Origin of the sequence: Streptomyces ardesiacus (genome assembly GCF_003112575.1) — a bacterium.
Lineage (GTDB): Bacteria > Actinomycetota > Actinomycetes > Streptomycetales > Streptomycetaceae > Streptomyces > Streptomyces ardesiacus.
The window spans coordinates 21194-44292 of the sequence record NZ_BEWC01000005.1; the positions used below are offsets into that span (position 1 = coordinate 21194).

The following is a 23099-nucleotide window of genomic DNA, read 5'->3' on the forward strand; positions in this document are numbered from 1 at the left end:
CCGCCACCGGGTGGCGGTGTTCCCGTGCGGAGGCCCTCCCGTGGCAGGATCGGAGGGCCATGACTGCGCCCACGAAGCCCTCGCCAGGCGGACCCTCCGACCCCGCCGCGTCCGGTGTGCCGCTGCACGCCCCCGTCATCGACTGGTTCGACGAGCACGCCCGCGATCTGCCGTGGCGGCGCCCCGAGGCCGGTGCCTGGGGCGTGATGGTCAGCGAGTTCATGCTCCAGCAGACCCCGGTCAGCCGCGTCCAGCCCGTGTACGAGCAGTGGCTCGCCCGCTGGCCGCGCCCCGCCGACCTCGCCAAGGAGGCCCCCGGCGAGGCCGTCCGCGCCTGGGGCCGGCTCGGCTACCCGCGCCGCGCCCTGCGCCTGCACGGCGCCGCCGCGGCCATAACGGAACGGCACGGCGGCGACGTACCGGCCGACCACGCCCAGCTGCTGGCGCTGCCCGGCATCGGCGAGTACACGGCCGCCGCGGTCGCCTCCTTCGCCTACGGCCAGCGGCACCCCGTACTGGACACCAACGTCCGCCGGGTCTTCGCCCGCGCGGTCACCGGCGTGCAGTACCCGCCGAACGCCACCACCGCCGCCGAGCGGAAGCTCGCCCGGGCGCTGCTGCCCGACGAGGAGGCGCGCGCCGCCCGCTGGGCCGCGGCCTCGATGGAGCTGGGCGCCCTGGTCTGCACGGCGAAGAACGAGTCGTGCCACCGCTGCCCGATCGCCTCCCGGTGCGCCTGGCGGCTGGCCGGCAAGCCCGCGCACGACGGGCCGCCGCGGCGCGGACAGACGTACGCGGGCACCGACCGGCAGGTGCGCGGGCGGCTGCTCGCGGTGTTGCGGGAGGCGACCGGGCCCGTGCCGCAGGCCGCCCTCGACCAGGTGTGGCAGGAGCCGGTCCAGCGCGCCCGCGCCCTGGACGGCCTGGTGGCCGACGGCCTGGTGGAACCCCTGGCCGACGGGCTGTACCGGCTGCCGCTGAGCTGACGTACCGGCGGCCGAGGGGCGGCGGACATCTCCGTGACAGCTCGGCCGCCGTCCCCGTGACAGCTCCACCATCGGGCAAATCACCCGATGTCGCCACCAAGTGGGCTGTCGCCCTACCCGTTTCCTGCTTCCGTTACACAACCGACGGACAGCCGAGGGTTTGCCGCAGGCTGCTTCGCACAGCGCCGTGACAACGCTTCCCTACCTTCGTTTGCGTGCCCAGGGGGGCATGGACGACCAGGGACCACAATCAGTGGGCCGGCGGATGACCACCGCCGGCATACGGGGATCGGAAGGCGGTTGACATGGGCGAGGTGCTCGAGTTCGAGGAGTACGTCCGCACCCGGCAGGACGCGCTGCTGCGCAGCGCCCGGCGCCTGGTCCCCGACCCCGTCGACGCCCAGGACCTGCTGCAGACCGCGCTGGCGCGGACGTACGGGCGCTGGGAGACCATCGAGGACAAGCGGCTCGCCGACGCCTACCTGCGCCGGGTGATGATCAACACCCGGACCGAGTGGTGGCGGGCGCGCAAGCTCGAGGAGGTGCCGACCGAGCAGCTCCCGGAGTCCCCCATGGACGACGCCACCGAGCAGCACGCGGACCGCGCCCTGCTGATGGACGTCCTGAAGGTGCTCGCCCCGAAGCAGCGCAGCGTCGTGGTGCTGCGACACTGGGAGCAGATGTCGACGGAGGAGACCGCCGCCGCCCTCGGCATGTCGGCGGGAACGGTCAAGAGCACGCTGCACCGGGCGCTCGCCCGGCTCCGCGAGGAGCTGGTCGCCCGCGATCTGGACGCACGGGCGCTGGAGCGTGAGGAGCAGGAGCGTTGCGCGGCCTGACCGACGGTCGGACTCCCGGGGAGACCCGGAGAACCACGCAGGCGGCGAGTACGGCGGTGGCCGTGTTCGTCGCCCTCGGCGTTTCCCTCTCCGGCTGCGGGACCGGCGGCACCGGCGCCCGCGACGAGGGCCCGGCCCACGCGGACGCGGTGGGCGGCCCCGCCTCCTCCCCCGAGCCCGCGGCGAAGGACGTGCCCTCGAAGGTTCCCGACCGCGTGGACGCGGTACGGCTCGTCAAGGCCGACCCCAAGGTGTCCCCGGAGGTCAAGCGGAGCCTGAAGCCGTGCGTCGCCGACGAGTACCCCCTCGACGTCTCCTACGGCAAGCTGACCGGCGGCTCGGCGGACGACGTCGTCGTCAACGTGCTGACGTGCGGTGACGCGGTGGGGGTGGGCAGTTACGTGTACCGCGAGAAGGACGGCGGGTACCAGAATGTGTTCAAGGCGGAGGCGCCCCCGGTCTATGCGGAGATCGACCGCGGCGACCTGGTGGTGACCAAGCAGGTGTACGACAAGGGGGACCCGGTCTCGAGCCCGTCCGGCGAGAGCGTGACCACGTACCGCTGGTCGTCGAACCGGTTCGCCGAGGAGTACCGCACGCACAACGACTACAGCAAGGCGGCGGGGAACGCGCCCACCCCGGCCCCCGAGCCGGACGGCTGACCCGGCCGTCGCGCCGGCCGGCGTGAACCGGCCGGGCCGCTCGCACCGATGACCGAGTGAACGTGGTGCACGGGCGGTCCGGCACCCCGTCCGACCCGACCACACCCTGAGGACTGAGAGCACCGGGATGGCAGACCAGACCCACGTCCTGTTCGTCGAGGACGACGACGTCATCCGCGAGGCCACCCAGCTCGCCCTGGAGCGGGACGGCTTCGCGGTCACCGCGATGCCCGACGGGCTCTCGGGCCTGGACTCGTTCCGGGCCGACCGCCCCGACATCGCCCTCCTCGACGTCATGCTCCCCGGCCTCGACGGCGTCAGCCTGTGCCGCCGCATCCGGGACGAGTCCACGGTGCCGGTGATCATGCTGTCGGCGCGGGCGGACTCCATCGACGTGGTGCTCGGCCTGGAGGCGGGCGCCGACGACTACGTGACCAAGCCGTTCGACGGCGCCGTGCTGGTCGCCCGGATCCGGGCGGTGCTGCGCCGTTTCGGGCACGCCGGGGGCGGCGGCCGGGGGGATGCGGCCGACGCCGCGGAGACCGGGGGCGTGCTCACCTTCGGCGACCTGGAGGTGGACACCGACGGGATGGAGGTGCGCCGGGCCGGTCGGCCGGTGGCGCTCACCCCGACCGAGATGCGGCTGCTGCTGGAGTTCTCCTCGGCGCCGGGCACCGTGCTCTCGCGCGACAAGCTGCTGGAGCGCGTGTGGGACTACGGCTGGGGCGGTGACACCCGGGTCGTCGACGTCCATGTGCAGCGACTGCGCACCAAGATCGGCCAGGACCGGATCGAGACGGTCCGCGGCTTCGGCTACAAGTTGAAGGCCTGAGCGGGGACACAGGGATATGCGGGGGTTCTTCCGACACCGGACCGCCTCGCCCTCGGGGCGGCCGTACGAGCCCACGGGGCCGGGCGGGCGTGCGCGCGTCCTGCACGCGGGGGGCATCGACGCGGACGGGCTCGGCCCGCACGGTCCCGCCGCCGGGACACGCGGCGCGCGGGCTCTCGGTGCCCGCCTGCTGGCCCGCCTGTGGGGTGCCCGCGGCCTCCGCACCGGGCTGCGCTGGAAGCTGAGCGCGGCCATCGCGCTGGTCGGCGCGCTGGTGGCGGTCGCGCTGAGCCTGGTCGTGCACAACGCCGCCCGGGTCTCCATGCTCGACAACGCCCGTGACCTCGCCGACGACCGCGTCCTGATCGCCCAGCGCAACTACGAGCTGTCCGGCCGGCAGAACTTCCCCAACGCCCAGATCGACGACCCCCGGCTGCCGCCGGAGCTGCGCCGCAAGGTCGAGGCGGGGCGCCGGGCCACGTTCGTCTCCGAACAGCCGAACGGCGTGACGCACATCTGGGCTGCCGTGCCGCTCAAGGACGGGCACGTGATGTCGCTGCACTCCGGTTTCACCGACCGCAGCGCCGACATCCTCAAAGACCTGGACCAGGCCCTGGTGATCGGCTCGATCGCGGTGGTGCTGGGCGGCAGTGCGCTCGGGGTGCTCATCGGCGGCCAGCTCTCGCGGCGGCTGCGCAAGGCCGCCGCCGCCGCGAACCGGGTCGCGGGCGGCGAGGCGGACGTCCGGGTGCGGGACGCCATCGGCGGTGTCGTGCGGGACGAGACGGACGACGTCGCGCGTGCCGTGGACGCGATGGCGGACGCCCTGCAGCAGCGGATCGAGGCCGAGCGCCGCGTCACCGCGGACATCGCGCACGAGCTGCGCACCCCGGTGACCGGCCTCCTGACCGCCGCCGAGCTGCTGCCGCCGGGACGGCCGACCGAGCTGGTCCTCGACCGGGCGAAGGCGATGCGCACGCTCGTCGAGGACGTCCTGGAGGTGGCCCGGCTCGACGGGGCCTCGGAGCGGGCCGAGCTGCAGGACATCATGCTGGGCGACTTCGTCTCCCGGCGGGTCGCCGCCAAGGACCCGGCCGTCGAGGTGCGGGTGATCCACGAGTCGGAGGTCACCACCGACCCGCGCCGGCTGGAGCGCGTGCTGTTCAACCTGCTCGCCAACGCCGCCCGGCACGGACGCGCGCCGGTCGAGGTCAGCGTCGAGGGCCGGGTGATCCGGGTCCGCGACCACGGGCCGGGCTTCCCCGAGGACCTGCTGGCCGAGGGCCCGAGCCGGTTCCGCACCGGCAGCACCGACCGGGCCGGCCACGGACACGGCCTCGGCCTGACCATCGCGGCGGGTCAGGCCCGGGTCCTGGGCGCCCGCCTCACCTTCCGCAACGTCCGCCCGGCGGGCGCCCCCGCCCACATACCGGCCGAGGGCGCGGTCGCCGTCCTGTGGCTCCCGGAGCACGCGCCGACGAACACGGGGAGCTATCCGATGCTGCCGGACCGCTCGGGCGGCGCGGCGTCGCCGTCCCGGGAGGCGTCCTCGAAGCGCTGACGTCCGGCACCGGGGCCGGACCGCCGGACGGCGGCCCGGAAAACCGGAGGCCCCGCGGGTCCCGCCGTGGGATGCTCGCCGCCGGGTCCGGAGCGACGCACCGGCCATGCGAGGGGACGACGACATGGAGCCCGCACACCTCCGCCGCGCGATCGAGGCGGGCCGGGCGACCGCCGCGGAGCTGGGTCTCGGAGCCGACGACGTGACCGTCGTCCACGACTCGGACCGGGTCGCGCTGCGCCTACTGCCGTGCGACGTGCTGGCCCGGGTGGCGCCCGTGGGTCAGCTGGCCGAATCCGAGTTCGAGATGGAGGTCGCCCGCCGGCTCACCGACGCCGGCGCCCCGGTGGCGGAGCTCGATCCGCGGGTCGCCCCGCGGGTCCACGTGCGCGACGGCTTCGCCGTCTCCCTGTGGACCTACTACGAGCCGCTGGCCTCGCCGGTCGCGCCGGCCGCCTACGCTGACGCGTTCCGGCGCCACCACGCCGCCCTGCGCCGGACCGAGCTGGCAGCCGCGCCGCACGTCACCGACCGGGTGGCCGCGGCGCTGCGCGAGGTGAGTGACCGACGGCGCTCCCCGGACCTGCCCGACACCGACCGGGACTTTCTCCGCGACACCCTCCGCGGCCTGGGCGCCGCGCTCGGCACCGGCCGGACCGGCGAGCAGTTGCTGCACGGCGAGCCGCATCCGGGCAACCTCCTCCACACAAGGAGGGGACCGCTCTTCGTGGACCTCGCCACCTGCTGCCGCGGACCGGTCGAGTTCGACCTCGCCCACGCCCCCGAGGAGGTGGCACGGCACTACGCGGGGGCGGACCAGGATCTGGTCCGCCGGTGCCGCGCCCTGAACTGGGCGTTGTTCTCCGCCTGGCGCTGGCGCCGCGACGACCGGATGCCGGACCGGGACCACTGGAGGGCGGAGGGGCTTCGCCGGGTCCGCGACGCACTCGGCGGATGGTCCGCAGCCACATGACCGCACGACGACGGAGGAGCCTCTCCGAACAACACCTCTAGAGCGGCAGCGGGCGGGCCTCGACCAGGTTCGCCATGACGAGGGTGGAGCTGAGCCGCTGGACGCCCGGGAGGGAGGCGAGGCGGTCGTCGTAGAGACGGCGGTACGCCTCCAGGTCCCGGGTGACGACGCGCAGCAGGTAGTCGGGGTCGCCGAACAGCCGCTGCGCCTGCACGACGTGGGAGATCCCGGCGACGGCCTCCTCGAAGGCGGCGACGGTCTGCCGGTCCTCGTAGCGCATGGTGACGAAGACCAGCGCCTCGAATCCCAGGCCGAGCGCGGGGGCGTTCAGTGTCGCGTGGTAGCCGGTGATCGCGCCCGAGCGTTCCAGGGCGCGCAGGCGCCGGTGGCAGGGGGAGACACTGAGCCGGACCCGCTCGGCGAGCTCGGTCAGGGTCAGCCGGCCGTCCTTCTGCAGCTCCGCAAGAATCTGCCGGTCCACGTCATCCACGGGGGAAATTCTTCCACGCCCCGGGAGTGGACGGGGAAAGCTTGGAAGCACCTTTCGGGCGTTCTTCCCTAATCTTCCCTGGGAGTCAGAAGAAGTCTGAGGTGAAGACATGGAGATGGCCGGCGTCGGGGCGTTCTGGGCGGTGTCCTTCCTGCTCGTGCTCGTCCCGGGAGCGGACTGGGCCTACGCGATCACGGCGGGGCTGCGCCACCGGTCGGTGCTGCCCGCGGTCGGCGGGATGCTGAGCGGATACGTCCTGCTGACCGCCGTGGTCGCCGCGGGCCTGGCGACCGCGGTCGCCGGTTCGCCCACGGTGCTGACCGCCCTGACGGCCGCCGGAGCGGCGTACCTGCTCTGGCTCGGCGCCACGACCCTGGCCCGCCCCGCCGTACCCCGGGCCGGAGCCGGGGGCGGGGATGAGGGCGCCGACTCGTGGGTGGGCCGTGCGGCCCGGGGTGCGGGCATCAGCGGTCTCAATCCCAAGGCGCTGCTGCTGTTCCTCGCCCTCCTGCCCCAGTTCGCCGCCCGGGACTCCGACTGGCCCTTCGCCGCGCAGATCGTCGCGCTGGGCCTGGTGCACACGGCCAACTGCGCCGTGGTCTACACGGGCGTCGGCACCACCGCACGCCGGGTGCTGGGCACCCGCCCGTCCGTCGCCACGGCGGTCACCCGCGTCTCCGGCGCCGCGATGATCGTCGTCGGCGCCCTGCTGCTGGCGGAGCGACTGGTCGGCTAGCGCCGCGGGGCACGTCCGTAGCCTGGGCCGCCATGGGGATACGGATCGAAGCAGAGGTCGACCACCCGGTCAACGACGAGGTGGAGCGGGTGCTCGGCCTGGCGGAGGCGGTCGGCGGGCCCGTCACGGTCACGGTCGTACGGGAAGGGGACCGGCCCCTTCTGCACGGCGTGCTGGTGCCCGCGGCGACGCTGGCGCTCTGGGAGCACTGGGCTCCCACCGCCTACGCGCCGGGAGCCAGGGGCGCGGTGGAGGAGCCCGAACTGGCTCACCCCGAGGAGTTCGGCCCGTTCACGCTCTTCCGGCGCCGCGTCGGCGGCCGTACGGCGGTGGCCCGCGACGGCGTGGTGGTCGCGGAGCTGCTCGACCCGGCCGAGGCGCACTGGCTGGAGGAAAAGGCCCGCGATGCCCGCCAGGGCTTCATGGATCCGAAGCAGCGGGCGGCGTTCGAGGAGTTCCTCGCCAGGCAGGCCGAGCGGGGTGAGCCGTAGCGGGCCGGCGGTTGCCGCAGGGGCGCCGACGCAGGACCGCCAGGCACCGGCGCCCACGCGGTCACGACCGGACCGGCCGGGTTCTTGCTGTCCCGGACGGGGACGGGGAGGGAGCCGGGCGGGCGGTTCTGGCCGGCCCCGACGCCGTCGACGACGGCTGCCCTGAACTGCCGGTTCCGGCGGCTGCCGACGCGCTGGGCGAGGGCGGGCGGGGACTCGTGGTCGTCGCGGCCGTCACCGACCGGTGGGCCGTCACGCCGTACGCGGACGGGCGGGGCAGGACGGTGGGGGTTCGAGTGCGTCGGCAAGGCGGATCCGCCACCGAGCCCCTGAGCGACCGGCCCCCTCCGCACCGTGGGGCGCACGACGAGGCCCCCGGGCGGACGGAGCCACCCGGGGGCCTGGTGCGGGACGGAACGGCGGGTCAGACCGTCTCGGGCACCGCCTTCGCCTCCGCGGGGTCGTTGCCGCCGTCGGACGGGGCCTCGGACGCCTTCGGGCCCGCGCCCTTGAGCGGGACCTCCTTGACGAAGACCGCCGCGACCAGGGCGAGCACGGCCACCACGGAGCCGAGCAGGAACGCTCCGTGGGTGCCGGCGGACACCGCGTGCTGGTAGGCCTCGCGGATCGCCGTGGGCAGGGCCTTCAACGCGTCGGCGGTCAGCGTCGCCGACTGCTCCGTCGCCTTGGCGCCCGAGGCGGGGGCCCGCTCGGCCATCGTGTCCTGGACGCGGTGGTTGAACAGGGCGCCCATGATCGCCACGCCGAAGGAGGAGCCGAGCGTACGGAACAGGGTGGTGGACGAGGACGCGACGCCCATGTCCTTCATCTCCACGCTGTTCTGCGCCACCAGCATGGTGATCTGCATCAGGCAGCCCATGCCGAGACCGACCACGGCCATGTACAGGCCGGAGGTGAAGCGGGTGGTGTCGGTGTCCATGGTCGACAGCAGGAACAGGCCGACCGTCATCAGCGCGCCGCCCGCCACCGGGAAGATCTTGTACCGGCCGGTGCTGGTGGTGATCCGCCCCGCCACCATCGACGTGACGAGCATCGCGCCCAGCATCGGCAGGAGCAGCAGCCCGGAGTTGGTGGCGGACGCGCCCTGCACCGACTGCTGGTACAGCGGCAGGAAGAGCGTGGCGCCGAACATGACGAAGCCGACGATGAAGCCGATGACCGACATCAGCGTGAAGTTGCGGCTGCGGAAGATGCGCAGCGGCAGGATCGGCTCGGCGGCCTTCGTCTGCCAGAACACGAACCCGACCAGCGCGGCGACGCCGATGCCGATCAGCTCCATGATCCGCGCGGAGGTCCAGGCGTACTCGGTGCCGCCCCAGGTGGTGACGAGCACGACGGCGGTGATGCCGACGGTCAGCAGCGCGGCACCGAGGTAGTCGATCCGGGCCTGGCTGCGCTTCTTCGGCAGGTGCAGTACGGCACTGATGGCGACCAGCGCGATCGCGCCGAGCGGCAGGTTGATGTAGAAGGACCAGCGCCAGCCCCAGTGGTCGGTGATGGTGCCGCCGACCAGCGGTCCGCCGATCATCGCGAGCGCCATGACGCCCGCGATCATGCCCTGGTACTTGCCGCGCTCGCGGGGCGGTATCAGGTCGCCGATGATCGCCATGACGCCGACCATCAGACCGCCGGCGCCCAGGCCCTGGATCGCGCGGAAGCCGATGAGCTGGCCCATGTCCTGGGCCATGCCGCTGAGTGCCGAGCCGATCAGGAAGATCACGATCGACGTCATGAACGAGCCCTTGCGCCCGTACATGTCGCCGAGCTTGCCCCACAGCGGGGTGGCGGCCGCGGTGGCCAGCGTGTAGGCGGTGACGACCCAGGAGAGGTGCTCCAGGCCGCCCAGTTCGCCCACGATCGTCGGCATGGCGGTGCCGATGATCATGTTGTCGAGCATCGCGAGCATCATCGCGATCATGAGGGCGAGCAGGACGACCCGCACGCTCCTCGGCTGTTTGCCGGCACCGGCGTCGCCGGTCGCCGCCTCCGTCTTCTCCGCCATGTCCCCTACTCCCCCAGCTACTGCTGTGCCTCTTACCCTTACTTGCCGACCGGCAAGTTGCCTACACTGGGGAAGGTAAGCGCGTAACTAGCCGGGCGTCAAGTAAGTTTTTCGGAAAGTGCGCGGGGCAGGAGGTGCGTAGGAGGATGGGCGGCACGATGAACGGCACCAAGCAGCAGCGACGCCGCGGGGACACCCGCCAGCGCATCCAGGACGTGGCACTCGGCCTCTTCGCGGAGCAGGGGTACGAGAAGACCTCCCTGCGCGAGATCGCCGAGCGTCTGGACGTCACCAAGGCCGCGCTCTACTACCACTTCAAGACCAAGGAAGAGATCCTCGTCAGCATCTTCGAGGATCTCTCCCGGCCGCTGGAGGAGCTGGTCGACTGGGGGCGGGAGCAGCCGCACACCCTGGAGACGAAGCAGGAGATCATCCGCCGCTACAGCGAGGCGCTGGCCGGCGCGGCGCCGCTGTTCCGCTTCATGCAGGAGAACCAGGCGACGGTGCGGGACCTGCGCATCGGCGAGCTGTTCAAGACCCGGATGTTCGGCCTGCGCGACATCCTCATGGACCCCGACGCGGACCTGGTCGACCAGGTCCGCTGCGTCAGCGCGCTGTTCACGCTGCACGCCGGGATGTTCGTGCTGCGGGACCTCGAAGGCGACCCCGAGGAACAGCGTGCTGCCGTTCTCGAGGTCGCCACCGATCTGATCACCCAGGCCCACCGGGGAGCCGCGGGCGCGTGACCCTGCCGGTCAGACGGTCACACCCTTGGACTTCAGGAAGGCGACCGGGTCGACGGCGGAGCCGTAGTTCGGGGTCGTCCGGATCTCGAAGTGCAGGTGCGGACCGCTGGAGTTGCCGGTGTTGCCGGACTTGGCGATCGACTGGCCGGTCTTCACGACCTGGCCTATCTTCACGTTGATCTTGGACAGGTGCGCGTACTGGGAGTACGTGCCGTTGCCGTGCTTGATGACGATCGCGTTGCCGTAGGCCGGGCCGTCACCGGCGCCGTTGCCGCCGGCCTTGACGACGGTGCCGCCGTGGGTGGCGACGACGTTGGTGCCGATCGGCACGGCGAAGTCCTGGCCGCTGTGCTTGTGCGCCCACATGCCGCCGTTCTGGGCGAAGCTGGCGCTCAGCGTGTACTTCTTGACCGGGTCGACCCAGGTGGCGGCCTTCTTGGTGGCGGCCGTCTTCGCGGCGCTCTCGGCTTTCGCCGCCTTGGCCTGCGCCGCGGCCTGGGCCTGCACGGCGCTCGCGGCGGTGGTGGTGGTGGAGGCCGCCGTGGTGCCAGTGGCGGCCGCGACCCCGGCTCCCAGTGCGACCGAGGCTCCGAGGCCGGCGGCCATCACCGCGGCGCGGGTGCGGATGGTCGTACGGGAAGAACGGGACGTGACACGCGGGAACATTCGAACCTCATGGGGACGGGTGCAGAGGAATGCCCACCGGCGGGACGCACCAGGCGCTCACCGGGCGGGCTCAACCTTGGTAACCCGGGGACCCCGAACCGCACAAAGGTGTGACCTACGACCCCATTTAGTACTTGATGCCGAAACTTCCTGAGCCATGCCAGAGCCGTCATTACGGACAGAAGCAGGTCAGAACCCCGCGAATCACCCCGTCCGGCATCCCGGTATGCCCGTTTTCGTAGTTCTTGCGGCTTCCACTATTCCCTGTAGTACCGGCCCATGGGCCTGTGCGGCACATCACCGGCGACCATGATCGAAGGGGCCTCGAATGTGACCCGGGCTACTCCCCCTCCGGCTAGTCCGCTCCTCCCGCAAGGCCGTTCACCGGGACCTGGAGCATGACCGGCGTCACAGAATCCGCCCCCCCGGCGGAGGCCGTACGGCGACTACTGCCCAGTAACCCAATCGTTGCCGTCCGGCCACTTGCTGGGGCGAGCATGCACGCGACAACTTTGCCGTCAGGCATCCGCGCAGGCATGAGAGGACCCCGCCCCCCATGACCGACCAGACCGCACAGACCAGGCCCACCCGGCCCACCGGGTGGCGTGCCGCGGGCACGGCCGCCGTCGTCGCGGCGGCGCTCACCGCGACGGTCACGCCGTCCGTCGCCGCCCCCGCCCAGGCGCCCCGTACGGCCGCTGCCGCCCCGGCACCCCGTACGACCGCTCCCGCCGCGGCAGCCGCCGGCGTCGACTACGACACCTGGCAGCGGGACTGCCGGGCGGTGATGGACGCGGCCCTGCCGTACGTCAAGGAGCGGATCGCCGGCTCCGCCCCCGGTGAGAAGCAGGCGATCGTCCTCGACATCGACAACACCTCCCTGGAGACCGACTTCGGCTTCAGCTACCCCCAGCCCGCCAACCGGCCCGTCCTGGACGTCGCCGCGTACGCCCAGAAGCACGGCGTCGCCCTCTTCTTCGTGACCGCCCGCCCCGGCATCGTGGGAGCGCCCACCGAGTGGAACCTCGCCCACGCCGGGTACGCGTCGTCGGGGCTGTACGTCCGCGGGTTCCTCGACCTGTTCAAGGACGTCGCCGTGTACAAGACGGAACAGCGCGCGAAGATCGAGTCGAAGGGCTACACGATCATCGCGAACATCGGCAACAGCGCCACCGACCTGTCGGGCGGCCACGCCGAGCGGACCTTCAAGCTCCCCGACTACGACGGCCAGTTGTCGTGACGGCGGTGGCCTGACGCCGGATAGGCTCCCGGGACGACGACCGACCACGGGGGTGGGGCATGGAACCGGCGGTACTCGGCGGGAAGTTGGCGTCCAGCGCGGTCGCCCCGCTGGTGAAGAAGCTGTTCGTGGCGGACGGGCCGGGCGCCGGACTGGTCGACCGGCCCGTCCGCCTCGCCCGCCTGGTGTCCTTCCGGGGCGAGCAGCGCCGCCTCGGTGCGGCGGAGGTGCGCAAGCTCGCCGGGCACCTGGTCGGGGCCTCGCTGGACTCCCGGGGCGAGACGCCCTTCCCGCGCGACGAGGAGACGGCCGTCGCCGACGCCCTCGCCGCGCGGCTGCTCGCCCTCGGCGACCTGGACATGGACGACGTCCAGGCGGTGCGCCTCGGCCACCGCGAACTGGCCGCCCGGCTGCGGCGGCAGGCGTCCGGCGCCGGGGCGGGCGCCGGTCTGTCCGCCGACGCGGGCCACTTCCTCGACTCCGCGACCGAGTGGGCCTGCCTGCACGTCCTGGAGTTCTTCACCCGGCGCTCCACGTTCGTCGCCCGCACGCTGGTGGCCCAGACCCGCGGCCAGGCCGAGCTGATCGCGAAGGTCGACGAGCTGATCACCCGCGTCCCCCGCCCGGACGCCCGCGACACGGCGTTCGAACGCCGGTACCGGTCGTACGTCGCCGACCGCCACAACCACCTCACCATCTACGGCATCGACCTGCGCGACGCGCCGGACCGGTGGCCGCTGGAGGTCGCCTACCTGACGCTGGAGGCGACCGCCGACGGAGAACCCCACCGGGACACCGGGCCCGACGAGGACGCCCCGGCCCGTGCCCGACGGCTGCCCGCCGACGAAACGCTGGACAGCGAACCGCGGGTGCTGCTGCGCGGCGACGCCGGGTCCGGCAAGACGACGCTCGTCCAGTGGCTGGCGGTGACGGCGGCCCGGGAAGGCACCCGCATCCCGTACGTCCTCCCCCTGCGTACGCTGATCCGGACGGGTCAACTGCCGTCTCCCGCAGGCTTTCTCAGCGCAACCGGCTGCCCGCTGCCTCCGCCGGAGGGCTGGGCGGAACGCGTACTGACGGCGGGGCGTGCCCTGGTCCTCGTCGACGGGCTCGACGAGATTCCGTCGGCCGACCGCCACGCCACCCGTGAGTGGCTGAGCGCCCTCATCCACGCCTACCCCGACAACCGCTGGCTGCTGACCACCCGCCCCACCGCCGTACGCGCCGACTGGCTGTCCCGGGAAGGGTTCTGGGAACTCTCCCTCGCTGCCATGGACCGGCCGGAGGTCGCCACCTTCGTCCACCGCTGGCACCAGGCCGCGTGCGCCGCGGAGTACGAGGGACGGCTGCTCGACTCCCTGCGCACCAAACGTGACCTGTCCCGCCTCGTCACCAACCCCCTGATGTGCGGACTGGTCTGCGCCCTCCACCGCGAGCGCCGCGGCTACCTGCCCACCGGACGCAAGGAGTTGTACGACGCCGCCCTCACCATGCTGCTCGCCCGCCGGGACCGGGAGCGGGGCATGGGGGCCGTCGAGGGCCCGCAGATGGACGAGGAGACCCAACTGGAGCTGCTCAAGCGCATCGCCTACGCGATGGTGCTGAGCGACCGCACCGAGATGGCCCTGGAGGCGGCCGAGCGGATCGTGGAGCGGGCGCTGCCCGCGCTCGCACCGGCCGTGGGACGGGACGACGCCCAGGCGGTGCTGCAGGCCCTGCTGCTGCGCAGCGGAGTGCTGCGCCGGCCGGCCGAGGACGTCGTGGACTTCGTCCACCGCACGTTCCAGGACTACCTGGCGGCCCGGTACGCCGTGGAGGAAGGCCACCTGGACGTCCTCATCGGCCATGCGGACGACAGCCGCTGGGAGGACGTCATCCGCATGGCCGTTGCGCACGCCCGGCCCCGCGAACGCGTCTGGATGCTGAGGCAACTGCTCTCCTTCGGCTCCCCCCGGGTCACGTTGCTGGCCCTGGCCTGTCTGGAACACGCCACGGCACTGGACCCGGCCGTGCGCACGGAGGTGGGCGAACAGGCCGCCGAGCTGATTCCGCCGCGTACGCCCGAAGCAGCGCGCGGCCTGGCGGCAGCCGGCCCACTGGTGCTGGAGCTGCTGCCGGGACCCGAGGGTCTGACGGCCCAGGAGGCACTCGGCGTCACCGTCACCGCCTCGGTGGTCGGGCGGGCGGAACCCGACGGCGCCATGGCCGTGCTGCGCCGTTTCCGGGACCATCCGGACCTCGACGTGCGCCGACAGCTCGCGGGCACCTGGCACCGGTTCGACACGGCGGCGTACGCGACCGAGATCCTGGATCACCTCGACCGCACGGACCTCTTCCTGGACTGTGAGTCGCCCGCCCAGCTCGCTGCCCTCGCCGGGATGGGGCCCTGGGCCGAGCTGCGCGTCTCGGGACCGCACCGGCCCGAGGACATCGTGGCCTCCGTTCCGCAGCCCGAGACGGTGACCTCGCTCCACCTCAGCGGCAATCCGCTCCTGGCGGAGGTGGACCCCCTCCTCGGATTCTCCTCGCTGAACAGGCTGTCGCACCACGCGTCCCCGAACGCCCGGGGCCTGGAGCGGCTGTCGCCGCTGCCGCTCACCGAACTCGTCCTCGACCCCGTCGCCGACCTGACCGGTCTGCGGTCCCTGTCGCGCCTCACCGTGCTGTCCCTGAACCAGGAACTGCCCGGTGCCGATCTCACCGGGACGCTGCCGCCCGAGGCCCCGCTGGACTTCCTCTTCCTGGGCCGCCACTCCACCGACGCGACCGGCCTGCGGGGGCTGGGGCACTGGAAGACGCTGAGCACGCTCAGTCTGGGGCCGCTGACCACGGAACTCACCGCGGCCGACTGGCGGGAGGTGGCCGCGCTGCCCGCCCTCACCCACCTGTACCTGAACGCGGCGATCATTCGGGACCTGCCGGCCTCCATCGGCCGCATGCCCGAACTGCCCGGCGTCCACACGCTCGCGGTCCCCGCGATGGAGGGCAGCGAGCACCTCGCCGCCCTGGCCGCCCGGCTTCCCGGGCTGAGTACGGTGACCCTCTGGAACAGGCACGGGTACTCGTTCCCCGTCTCCGACTTCCAGTCGTTCTTCCCCGGCGCGGACGTGACGCTGGAGCAGCGCTGACACGGCACAAGGGGCCGGCCCGGAACCGAAGTTCCGGGCCGGCCCCTGGCCAGGCTCACCCCGGGGGGGCTACGCCTCCTTGCTCAGGTTCGGACCCGCGCCGCCCCCGGCCGCCTGCTCGATCGGCGGGACGTCGGGGAGGGCCGACTTCTCCTCACCCCGGAAGGTGAAGGTCGCCGTGTCGCCCTCGCCCTCGGTGTCCACGACCACGATGTGACCGGGACGCAGCTCGCCGAAGAGGATCTTCTCCGACAGCGTGTCCTCGACCTCGCGCTGGATCGTGCGACGCAGCGGACGCGCGCCCAGCACCGGGTCGTAGCCCTTCTTGGACAGCAGCTCCTTGGCGGACTGGGAGAGCTCGATGCCCATGTCCCGGTCCTTGAGGCGCTCGTCCACCTTGTCGATCATCAGGTCGACGATCCTCAGGATGTCGTCCTGGCTGAGCTGCGGGAAGACGACCACGTCGTCGACACGGTTGAGGAACTCGGGCCGGAAGTGCTGCTTGAGCTCGTCCTGGACCTTGTTCTTCATGCGCTCGTAGTTGGTCTTCGTGTCGCCCGCGGCGGCGAAGCCGAGGTTGAAGCCCTTGGAGATGTCCCGGGTGCCGAGGTTGGTCGTCATGATGATGACCGTGTTCTTGAAGTCCACGACCCGGCCCTGGGAGTCGGTCAGGCGACCGTCCTCCAGGATCTGCAGCAGCGAGTTGAAGATGTCCGGGTGGGCCTTCTCGACCTCGTCGAAGAGGACGACCGAGAACGGCTTGCGGCGGACCTTCTCCGTGAGCTGGCCGCCCTCCTCGTAGCCCACGTAACCGGGGGGCGAACCGAAGAGGCGCGAGACCGTGTGCTTCTCGCTGAACTCCGACATGTCGAGGGAGATCAGCGCGTCCTCGTCGCCGAAGAGGAACTCCGCCAGCGCCTTGGACAGCTCGGTCTTACCGACACCGGACGGACCGGCGAAGATGAACGAGCCGCCGGGACGCTTCGGGTCCTTCAGACCGGCACGGGTACGGCGGATCGCCTTGGACAGCGCCTTGACGGCGTCGACCTGGCCGATGACCCGCTTGTGGAGCTCGTCCTCCATGCGCAGCAGGCGGGACGACTCCTCCTCCGTCAGCTTGAAGACCGGGATGCCCGTCGCCGTGGCGAGGACCTCGGCGATCAGCTCGCCGTCGACCTCGGCGACGACGTCCATGTCGCCGGCCTTCCACTCCTTCTCCCGCTTGGCCTTGGCGGCCAGGAGCTGCTTCTCCTTGTCGCGCAGGGAGGCGGCCTTCTCGAAGTCCTGCGAGTCGATCGCGGACTCCTTGTCGCGGCGGACACCGGCGATCTTCTCGTCGAACTCGCGCAGGTCCGGCGGCGCGGTCATCCGGCGGATGCGCATCCGGGAACCGGCCTCGTCGATCAGGTCGATCGCCTTGTCCGGCAGGAAGCGGTCCGAGATGTAGCGGTCGGCGAGGGTGGCCGCCTGGACCAGGGCCTCGTCGGTGATGGAGACGCGGTGGTGGGCCTCGTAACGGTCGCGCAGACCCTTGAGGATCTCGATCGTGTGCGGCAGCGACGGCTCCGCGACCTGGATCGGCTGGAAGCGGCGCTCGAGGGCGGCGTCCTTCTCCAGGTGCTTGCGGTACTCGTCCAGCGTGGTCGCACCGATGGTCTGCAGCTCACCGCGGGCCAGCATCGGCTTGAGGATGCTCGCGGCGTCGATGGCGCCCTCGGCGGCACCCGCACCGACCAGCGTGTGCAGCTCGTCGATGAACAGGATGATGTCGCCGCGGGTGCGGATCTCCTTGAGCACCTTCTTCAGGCGCTCCTCGAAGTCACCGCGGTAGCGGGAGCCGGCGACCAGGGCGCCGAGGTCCAGGGTGTAGAGGTGCTTGTCCTTGAGGGTCTCGGGCACCTCGCCCTTGACGATGGCCTGCGCGAGGCCCTCGACGACGGCCGTCTTGCCGACGCCGGGCTCACCGATCAGCACCGGGTTGTTCTTGGTGCGGCGGGACAGCACCTGCATGACCCGCTCGATCTCCTTCTCGCGCCCGATCACCGGGTCGAGCTTGGACTCGCGAGCGGCCTGGGTGAGGTTCCGGCCGAACTGGTCGAGGACCAGGGACGTGGAGGGCGTGCCCTCGGCAGGACCGCCGGCGGTGGCGGTCTCCTTGCCCTGGTAGCCGGAGAGCAGCTGGATGACCTGCTGCCGCACCCGGTTGAGATCTGCGCCCAGCTTCACGAGGACCTGGGCGGCGACGCCCTCGCCCTCGCGGATCAGGCCGAGCAGGATGTGCTCCGTGCCGATGTAGTTGTGACCCAGCTGGAGGGCCTCGCGGAGCGACAGCTCCAGGACCTTCTTGGCACGGGGGGTGAAGGGGATGTGACCCGACGGGGCCTGCTGGCCCTGCCCGATGATCTCCTCCACCTGCTGGCGGACCGCCTCGAGCGAAATCCCGAGGCTCTCAAGGGCCTTGGCGGCGACACCCTCACCCTCGTGGATCAGGCCCAGGAGGATGTGCTCGGTGCCGATGTAGTTGTGGTTGAGCATCCGGGCTTCTTCCTGAGCCAGGACGACAACCCGCCGCGCGCGGTCGGTGAACCTCTCGAACATCGTTAATCGCTCCTCAGAGCGGTCAGGCAGTGGGGGGAACTTCCCCTCCCTGTCCTTCCGCAGCTTAGTCCCGCAAGCGGGGACCGCTCATTCCAACTGCCGACACCGTCGATGGCCTCCTGACCCCTGACGCCGACATCTGCCACAACCCGATGGTGCGAGACGATGTTCCCGCAGGCCAGGCACTTACCCCACTCGCCAGTACGCCGATGGCGAACGCGAGACGGCCCGATCTGCAAGTCGCCCCCTCCCACTAGGGATGTCTTACCCGCGGGGACGGACACTCCATGCCGCGCGCACCGGTTCCCTCCGCTACGGGCGAACAACCTTGTGCCTCCCCGCACCCCCGCACGCCCCCCGTCGCCTCCCCGCATCAGCACTCTGCGCATTCATGACGCCACCCAGCGTAACCCGAGCGCTCTTTCGACTGTTGCGCTTGGCATGGTCGGCGCCTCGCACTCGATTCCCGTCGCTTCGGCGTCTCCCGCACCCCCTGTCCCCGCTGCGGCCCCCGCACCCCCTGTCCCCGCTGCGGCCCCCGCGCCTCCCGTCGTGCCCGCCCCGCGCCGGCCCGACGCGCGGAGGGGCCCGGAGCGGGAACGGACGCGGTGGTGGTACGAGAACGCGCTCGGATGGCCGACGGCGCCCGGTGAGCCGGTGCGGCTGCGCACGGGCGTCCGCTTCGACGTCCTCGACGTGCCGGCCGCGGCCGGGTACGCGACGCTGGAGCGGCTCGGGCGGGCCGGGGCGTTCGGAGCGGCGGGAGCGCCCGGTGTGCCCGGAGCGCTCGGTGCGGCCGGAGCGCCCGGTGTGCCCGGTGCGCCCGGTAGGTGCTCGCCGGTGCCGGGGTTTCCGGTTGCCGTCCGGGAGGAGCGGATGCTGCTCCTCGTGGCGGCGGGTGGCGCCGAGGAGCTGCCGGGGCTGCTGGAGTGGCTCGACTGGGGATCGCTGGCGCTCGACCTGACGGCGGTCGGAGCGGGGGGCCTCGTGGTCGCGCCCCTTGCCCCGGCGCCCGGTCCGAACGGAGTCGCCCCGGGCGGAGACGCCCCGGACGGCCCGGCGGGCTGCGGGCCGGACGGCCTGCCGCCGCGTCCCCCGGGCCGCGACGGCCTGCGGGGGGCCGCCGTATGGCTGCGGCCCCCGGAGCCGGGGCGCGAGGTCGAACCCTCGCTGCCCGCCCTGTCGGCCCTCGGGCGGGCCGGAGCCGCCCTCGATCTCGCCCGGCTGGTCCGCACCCTGGCCACGCAGTGCCACCGCGTGCGGCTCACCGCGGGTGCCCCACCACGGGTCCGGCCCGTGGCGCGGGTCGGGTGATCAGCCGTTGGCCTGCTCGTACGCCTCGCGGACCTTCGCGGGGACACGACCGCGGTCGTTGACGTCCCAGCCGTTCTCCTTCGCCCAGGCGCGGATCGCCGCGGTGTCCTGGCTGCCGCCGGAAGCGGCGCGCGCCTTGCCGCGACCGCCCGAGGCACGGCCCCCGGTACGACGGCCACCCTTGAGGTACGGGTCGAGAAGGGAACGGAGCTTGTCCGCGTTGGCGGTGGTGAGATCGATCTCGTAGGTCTTGCCGTCCAGTGCGAACGTCACGGTCTCGTCTGCCTCGCCGCCGTCGAGGTCATCGACAAGAAGGACCTGAACCTTCTGTGCCACCGGATTTCCTTTCATCGATAACTTGAGGGCCGGGGGTCCGTCGGCGTCCGCCGTATCGCCGTCCCTTGTTATATGCAGTACTGCAGTACGCCGGAAAGCAAACCGCTTTTGCCGGAAAAACACAAACCCTCGACGGAGACCGGTAGCCCGACTCCGGGCCGGAAACATGCGCGTTTCGGACATAGGGAACCCGCGAAGGGCGCGTCGGTGGAATAAACCTCGAAGGATCGCGGAGGCGTACGCCCCCGGCGATCACAGATGCAGAAGCATCCGGCTGTTCCCCAAGGTGTTCGGTTTCACTCGTTCGAGACCCAGGAACTCCGCAACGCCCTCGTCATAGGAACGCAGCAGCTCCGCGTACACATCGGTGTCGACCGGCGTCTCCCCGATCTCCACGAAGCCGTGCTTGCCGAAGAAGTCCACTTCGAAGGTCAGACAGAAAACGCGGCGAACACCGAGCCAGCGCGCTGTGTCCAGCAACTTCTCCAGCAGCTTGTGACCGACGCCGGCGCCCTTGAGGCCGGGCTTCACCGCGAGAGTGCGCACTTCCGCGAGGTCTTCCCACATCACGTGCAGGGCACCGCAGCCGACCACCTCGGCGTTGTCGTCCCGTTCCGCGACCCAGAACTCCTGGATGCTCTCGTAAAGCGTCACCATCGCTTTGTCGAGCAGGATGCGGTCACGCACGTACGCGTCGAGCAGCCGGCGTACGTCAGGGACATCGCTGGTGCGGGCCCGCCGGACGCTGATGGCATTTGGCATGGGGGGGACGCTATCGCTCGCCGCCGTCGGGGACGGCGCCGGGTCCCGGGGCAGGCGTTTCCGGTCCCTGCACGATGCGGATGGCGTCCTGGAGGGCCTGGCGCTGTTCCTCGCTCATCATGCCGAAGAAGGCGACGAGGGCCGCGGCGGGGTTGTCGCTCTGGGACCAGGCGTCGTTCATGAGGGCGGCGGCGTAGGCGGCGCGAGTGGAGACCGCCTCATATCGATAGGCGCGGCCTTCGGACTCGCGGCGCACCCAGCCCTTCTGATGGAGATTGTCCAAAACGGTCATCACGGTGGTGTACGCGATGGACCGTTCCTGTTGGAGGTCTTCCAGGACTTCTCGAACGGTCACGGGGCGGTTCCACTTCCACACCCTCGTCATGACCGCGTCTTCGAGTTCTCCCAATGGGCGAGGCACGCTTCGAACGATAGTGGGAGATCGGGACGATCGCGTGCCGGACGTGCGCAAAAGGGGCGTACGGCTCCGCGGGGGGGGCGGGAGCCGTACGCGTCGCGCCGTCGGTGCGGCGGCGGGAGGGCGGTGAAGCGGCGGGGCGGCGGGCGGTCAGGCCTCGGGGTGCGGGGACGCCTGACGGGCGCCCTCCGCACGGGCGAGGGCGGCGTCCACGGCCGCGTCCTCCTTGGCCTTGTTGGCGCCGCCCTGGGTCTTCACGATCACCCGGATCACGCCGATGAAGAAGACGGCCATGACGGCGGGGGGCAGCAGCGCGGAGACGTAGTCCATGGGACCAGGGTAGCCAGGCGCCGTCAGCCGGCGGCGAGGTGGTGCCGGGAGCCCGGGGCCGGCGGGGCGGGCGGGGCGGCGGGCGGGGTGGGCTTGCGGCGCGGGAAGACCTCGCCGGGGGTGGGGACGGGCCGCTTGGGGGTGGCCGGGGCGGGGCGGGGGGCCGGCTTCTGTGCGGGCTTCTGCGCGGGCTCGCCGTCGGGGCGGCGACCGCCGGGGACGGCGTGGAGGTGGGTGCGGGCGGCGGGGAGCGTGACCGTGGCGGTGGTGGACGTCGTGGACGTCGTGGGTGCCGTGGGTGCCGTGGGGCCGCAGCGGGTCAGGAGGGCGGCCGCGGCGGGGTTGCCGCGCAGGGCGCCCAGGGCGGCGAGGTCGTCCGCACCGGGGCGGTGACCGGCATCCAGTGCCTCGTCCAGGAGCGCGAGGTATCCGGTGGCGGTGCCGGGGAGGGCGGCGCGGTACCGGGCGAGGTCGGCCACGAGGAAGGCGCGGTGCCTGGCCCGCTCCCGCATCGCCTCGTCGAGCGACTCTGCGAGCTGGAGGCAGTCCTCGGCCTCCTGGGCCGTGACCGGGCTGGGGTTCAGGGCGAGGGCGAGGGCTCGCCGGAGCACACGCAGCTCCTGAGCACCGAACGCCATGCCGCCGCGGGGTCCGTAGGGCGTGGGCATGGGGCGACGATACGCGCTAATCAGACAAACCAGGCATAGGGGGCGCTGGTGTGGCGCACGCGCCCACCCGGACGAGGGTGCCTGCGGCGGCTGTCGGGGTGGGTGGGGGTGCGGGTGCCTCCGGCGGTGGTGCGGGTGCGATTGCCTGCGGCGCCTGTGCGGGTCCGGGGGGGGTGCGCGGTGCGCGGTGTGGTGCGTGGTGGGTCGGGGCCGCGCCGGGGGGTGTCCGTCCTCGGAACGGCGCGGAATCGGTCGGCCACAGAAGTGAACTCCGTTGACGCGCCAACCGCTGCGGGCGGACACCCCCCGACACGACCCCTTCTCGCCGTACGCGGCTGCCGGCCGTAGCCCCCTAGCTGCGGGCAGTCGTGCCGCTGGGGCGGCACGGGTGGGCGCAGCGGCACCCCGTTAGCGCCGGGCTCGCGACCCGACCCCGCACCCGCACACACCCCGGGCACCCGTCAACGCCGGCGCCGGGCCGTGTGGCCCACCCCCGGGTGGCCTACATGCGGGACACGTTCCGTTCGTACACCAGCCGCAAGCCCATCAGCGTCAGCCACGGCTCGTGTTCGTCGATGACCGAGGACTCGCCCAGCACCATCGGTGCCAGCCCGCCCGTCGCGATGACGGTCACGTCGTCCGGGTCGTCGGCCAGTTCCCGCGCCATGCGGTTGACGACCCCGTCGACCTGGCCCGCGAAGCCGTACACGATGCCCGACTGCATCGCCTCGACCGTGTTCTTGCCGATCACGCTCCGCGGCCGGGCCACCTCGATCTTGCGGAGCTGGGCGCCCTTGACGCCGAGTGCCTCGACCGAGATCTCGATGCCGGGGGCGATCACGCCGCCGATGTACTCCCCGCGCGCGCTGACCGCGTCGAACGTCGTCGCCGTACCGAAGTCCACGACGATCGCCGGACCGCCGTACAGCTCGACCGCGGCGACGGAGTTGATGATGCGGTCGGCGCCGACCTCCTTGGGGTGGTCGGTGAGGATCGGGACGCCGGTCTTGACGCCCGGTTCGACCAGGACCGCGGGGACGTCGCCGTAGTAGCGGCGGGTGACCTCGCGCAGTTCGTGCAGGACCGAGGGGACCGTGGCGCAGATGGCGATGCCGTCGATGCCGTCGCCCAGTTCCTCGCCGAGCAGCGGGTGCATGCCCATCAGGCCCTGGAGGAGCACCGCCAGCTCGTCGGCCGTACGGCGCGAGTCCGTGGAGATGCGCCAGTGCTCGACGATGTCCTCGCCGTCGAAGAGGCCGAGGACGGTGTGCGTGTTGCCTACGTCGATCGTCAGCAGCAT

Annotated in this window: 22 protein-coding genes; 12 read left to right on the forward strand and 10 right to left on the reverse strand. The window is 72.1% G+C overall.

Features of this window, described 5'->3' with window-relative positions; translation table 11 throughout:
• The first annotated feature begins 59 nt into the window (after window positions 1-59).
• The 6 genes from Sdi02f_RS16570 (at window position 60) to Sdi02f_RS16595 (ending at window position 5853) form a co-directional block, all read left to right on the forward strand.
• The gene (locus Sdi02f_RS16570) at window positions 60-986 is read left to right on the forward strand and encodes an iron-sulfur binding domain-containing protein (RefSeq protein ID WP_030404781.1); all 927 of its coding nucleotides are present in this window, start codon (window positions 60-62) and stop codon (window positions 984-986) included.
• A 305-nt stretch (window positions 987-1291) separates the two neighbouring features.
• Window positions 1292-1825, forward strand: coding sequence for a SigE family RNA polymerase sigma factor (locus tag Sdi02f_RS16575; RefSeq protein WP_030404782.1), 534 nt, complete (start codon window positions 1292-1294; stop codon window positions 1823-1825).
• Window positions 1813-2487 (forward strand): hypothetical protein, encoded by a 675-nt coding sequence (locus Sdi02f_RS16580; RefSeq protein WP_174843359.1) that lies wholly within the window; start codon window positions 1813-1815, stop codon window positions 2485-2487. Before Sdi02f_RS16575 ends, Sdi02f_RS16580 begins: the two co-directional genes overlap by 13 nt.
• Before the next feature lie 127 nt (window positions 2488-2614).
• The gene (cseB, locus tag Sdi02f_RS16585; RefSeq protein WP_030404784.1) at window positions 2615-3319 is read left to right on the forward strand and encodes a two-component system response regulator CseB; all 705 of its coding nucleotides are present in this window, start codon (window positions 2615-2617) and stop codon (window positions 3317-3319) included.
• 16 nt (window positions 3320-3335) lie between these two features.
• Complete coding sequence (cseC, locus tag Sdi02f_RS16590) at window positions 3336-4880, forward strand: two-component system sensor histidine kinase CseC (protein WP_055467827.1); 1545 nt, start codon at window positions 3336-3338, stop codon at window positions 4878-4880.
• A 124-nt stretch (window positions 4881-5004) separates the two neighbouring features.
• Window positions 5005-5853 (forward strand): aminoglycoside phosphotransferase family protein, encoded by an 849-nt coding sequence (locus tag Sdi02f_RS16595; protein ID WP_108933756.1) that lies wholly within the window; start codon window positions 5005-5007, stop codon window positions 5851-5853.
• Between the two features lie 37 nt (window positions 5854-5890).
• Here Sdi02f_RS16595 and Sdi02f_RS16600 read toward each other — a convergent pair whose 3' ends face one another.
• The gene (locus Sdi02f_RS16600; protein WP_108933575.1) at window positions 5891-6343 is read right to left on the reverse strand and encodes an Lrp/AsnC family transcriptional regulator; all 453 of its coding nucleotides are present in this window, start codon (window positions 6341-6343) and stop codon (window positions 5891-5893) included.
• 115 nt (window positions 6344-6458) lie between these two features.
• Here Sdi02f_RS16600 and Sdi02f_RS16605 point away from each other — a divergent pair, with 115 nt between their 5' ends.
• A complete protein-coding gene (locus tag Sdi02f_RS16605; protein ID WP_078869679.1) occupies window positions 6459-7079 on the forward strand; it encodes a LysE family translocator in 621 nt (206 codons plus the stop codon).
• A gap of 32 nt (window positions 7080-7111) precedes the next feature.
• Window positions 7112-7570, forward strand: a complete 459-nt coding sequence (locus Sdi02f_RS16610) for a hypothetical protein (protein WP_030404789.1) — start codon at window positions 7112-7114, stop codon at window positions 7568-7570.
• A 424-nt stretch (window positions 7571-7994) separates the two neighbouring features.
• Here the strand turns inward: Sdi02f_RS16610 and Sdi02f_RS16615 are convergent, their stop codons facing one another.
• A complete protein-coding gene (locus Sdi02f_RS16615) occupies window positions 7995-9593 on the reverse strand; it encodes an MDR family MFS transporter (RefSeq protein WP_030404790.1) in 1599 nt (532 codons plus the stop codon).
• A gap of 146 nt (window positions 9594-9739) precedes the next feature.
• Between Sdi02f_RS16615 and Sdi02f_RS16620 the strand changes: the two genes are divergently transcribed.
• Window positions 9740-10339 (forward strand): TetR/AcrR family transcriptional regulator, encoded by a 600-nt coding sequence (locus Sdi02f_RS16620; protein WP_030404791.1) that lies wholly within the window; start codon window positions 9740-9742, stop codon window positions 10337-10339.
• Window positions 10340-10348: 9 nt separating this feature from the next.
• Here the strand turns inward: Sdi02f_RS16620 and Sdi02f_RS16625 are convergent, their stop codons facing one another.
• On the reverse strand, window positions 10349-11005 hold the full coding sequence (locus tag Sdi02f_RS16625; protein WP_108933576.1) for a M23 family metallopeptidase: 657 nt from the start codon (window positions 11003-11005) through the stop codon (window positions 10349-10351).
• A gap of 556 nt (window positions 11006-11561) precedes the next feature.
• Here Sdi02f_RS16625 and Sdi02f_RS16630 point away from each other — a divergent pair.
• Both Sdi02f_RS16630 and Sdi02f_RS16635 read left to right on the forward strand, forming a co-directional pair.
• Complete coding sequence (locus Sdi02f_RS16630; protein WP_053639456.1) at window positions 11562-12245, forward strand: HAD family acid phosphatase; 684 nt, start codon at window positions 11562-11564, stop codon at window positions 12243-12245.
• A 59-nt stretch (window positions 12246-12304) separates the two neighbouring features.
• Entirely contained in the window at window positions 12305-15373 is a 3069-nt protein-coding gene (locus Sdi02f_RS16635) for an NACHT domain-containing protein (RefSeq protein WP_053639457.1), read from the forward strand.
• A gap of 69 nt (window positions 15374-15442) precedes the next feature.
• Here Sdi02f_RS16635 and Sdi02f_RS16640 read toward each other — a convergent pair whose 3' ends face one another.
• Entirely contained in the window at window positions 15443-17971 is a 2529-nt protein-coding gene (locus Sdi02f_RS16640) for an ATP-dependent Clp protease ATP-binding subunit (protein ID WP_030404795.1), read from the reverse strand.
• A gap of 441 nt (window positions 17972-18412) precedes the next feature.
• Between Sdi02f_RS16640 and Sdi02f_RS16650 the strand changes: the two genes are divergently transcribed.
• Entirely contained in the window at window positions 18413-19285 is an 873-nt protein-coding gene (locus Sdi02f_RS16650) for an SCO3374 family protein (RefSeq protein ID WP_245962209.1), read from the forward strand.
• Here the strand turns inward: Sdi02f_RS16650 and Sdi02f_RS16655 are convergent, their stop codons facing one another.
• The 6 genes from Sdi02f_RS16655 to Sdi02f_RS16680 all read right to left on the reverse strand — a co-directional run bounded on the left by Sdi02f_RS16655 (window position 19286) and on the right by Sdi02f_RS16680 (window position 23099).
• Entirely contained in the window at window positions 19286-19621 is a 336-nt protein-coding gene (locus tag Sdi02f_RS16655) for a histone-like nucleoid-structuring protein Lsr2 (protein WP_030404797.1), read from the reverse strand.
• Between the two features lie 252 nt (window positions 19622-19873).
• Complete coding sequence (locus tag Sdi02f_RS16660) at window positions 19874-20383, reverse strand: amino-acid N-acetyltransferase (protein ID WP_030404798.1); 510 nt, start codon at window positions 20381-20383, stop codon at window positions 19874-19876.
• Between the two features lie 10 nt (window positions 20384-20393).
• A complete protein-coding gene (locus Sdi02f_RS16665) occupies window positions 20394-20768 on the reverse strand; it encodes a BlaI/MecI/CopY family transcriptional regulator (protein WP_030404799.1) in 375 nt (124 codons plus the stop codon).
• Between the two features lie 183 nt (window positions 20769-20951).
• Window positions 20952-21131, reverse strand: a complete 180-nt coding sequence (locus Sdi02f_RS16670) for a hypothetical protein (protein ID WP_030404800.1) — start codon at window positions 21129-21131, stop codon at window positions 20952-20954.
• A 23-nt stretch (window positions 21132-21154) separates the two neighbouring features.
• Window positions 21155-21799, reverse strand: a complete 645-nt coding sequence (locus Sdi02f_RS16675; protein ID WP_108933757.1) for a hypothetical protein — start codon at window positions 21797-21799, stop codon at window positions 21155-21157.
• Window positions 21800-22301: 502 nt separating this feature from the next.
• The gene (locus tag Sdi02f_RS16680) at window positions 22302-23099 is read right to left on the reverse strand and encodes a type III pantothenate kinase (protein ID WP_030404802.1); all 798 of its coding nucleotides are present in this window, start codon (window positions 23097-23099) and stop codon (window positions 22302-22304) included.

Excerpts from the sequence above, each read along its gene's own strand:
- Sdi02f_RS16570 (WP_030404781.1), top strand. The coding sequence starts at position 60 with ATGACTGCGCCCACGAAGCCCTCGCCAGGCGGACCCTCCGACCCCGCC.
- Sdi02f_RS16575 (WP_030404782.1), top strand. The coding sequence starts at position 1,292 with ATGGGCGAGGTGCTCGAGTTCGAGGAGTACGTCCGCACCCGGCAGGAC.
- cseB (WP_030404784.1), top strand. The coding sequence starts at position 2,615 with ATGGCAGACCAGACCCACGTCCTGTTCGTCGAGGACGACGACGTCATC.
- cseC (WP_055467827.1), top strand. The coding sequence starts at position 3,336 with ATGCGGGGGTTCTTCCGACACCGGACCGCCTCGCCCTCGGGGCGGCCG.
- Sdi02f_RS16595 (WP_108933756.1), top strand. The coding sequence starts at position 5,005 with ATGGAGCCCGCACACCTCCGCCGCGCGATCGAGGCGGGCCGGGCGACC.
- Sdi02f_RS16605 (WP_078869679.1), top strand. The coding sequence starts at position 6,459 with ATGGCCGGCGTCGGGGCGTTCTGGGCGGTGTCCTTCCTGCTCGTGCTC.
- Sdi02f_RS16610 (WP_030404789.1), top strand. The coding sequence starts at position 7,112 with ATGGGGATACGGATCGAAGCAGAGGTCGACCACCCGGTCAACGACGAG.
- Sdi02f_RS16615 (WP_030404790.1), bottom strand. The coding sequence starts at position 9,593 with ATGGCGGAGAAGACGGAGGCGGCGACCGGCGACGCCGGTGCCGGCAAA.
- Sdi02f_RS16620 (WP_030404791.1), top strand. The coding sequence starts at position 9,740 with ATGGGCGGCACGATGAACGGCACCAAGCAGCAGCGACGCCGCGGGGAC.
- Sdi02f_RS16625 (WP_108933576.1), bottom strand. The coding sequence starts at position 11,005 with ATGTTCCCGCGTGTCACGTCCCGTTCTTCCCGTACGACCATCCGCACC.
- Sdi02f_RS16630 (WP_053639456.1), top strand. The coding sequence starts at position 11,562 with ATGACCGACCAGACCGCACAGACCAGGCCCACCCGGCCCACCGGGTGG.
- Sdi02f_RS16635 (WP_053639457.1), top strand. The coding sequence starts at position 12,305 with ATGGAACCGGCGGTACTCGGCGGGAAGTTGGCGTCCAGCGCGGTCGCC.
- Sdi02f_RS16640 (WP_030404795.1), bottom strand. The coding sequence starts at position 17,971 with ATGTTCGAGAGGTTCACCGACCGCGCGCGGCGGGTTGTCGTCCTGGCT.
- Sdi02f_RS16650 (WP_245962209.1), top strand. The coding sequence starts at position 18,413 with ATGGTCGGCGCCTCGCACTCGATTCCCGTCGCTTCGGCGTCTCCCGCA.
- Sdi02f_RS16660 (WP_030404798.1), bottom strand. The coding sequence starts at position 20,383 with ATGCCAAATGCCATCAGCGTCCGGCGGGCCCGCACCAGCGATGTCCCT.
- Sdi02f_RS16665 (WP_030404799.1), bottom strand. The coding sequence starts at position 20,768 with ATGACGAGGGTGTGGAAGTGGAACCGCCCCGTGACCGTTCGAGAAGTC.
- Sdi02f_RS16670 (WP_030404800.1), bottom strand. The coding sequence starts at position 21,131 with ATGGACTACGTCTCCGCGCTGCTGCCCCCCGCCGTCATGGCCGTCTTC.
- Sdi02f_RS16675 (WP_108933757.1), bottom strand. The coding sequence starts at position 21,799 with ATGCCCACGCCCTACGGACCCCGCGGCGGCATGGCGTTCGGTGCTCAG.
- Sdi02f_RS16680 (WP_030404802.1), bottom strand. The coding sequence starts at position 23,099 with ATGCTGCTGACGATCGACGTAGGCAACACGCACACCGTCCTCGGCCTC.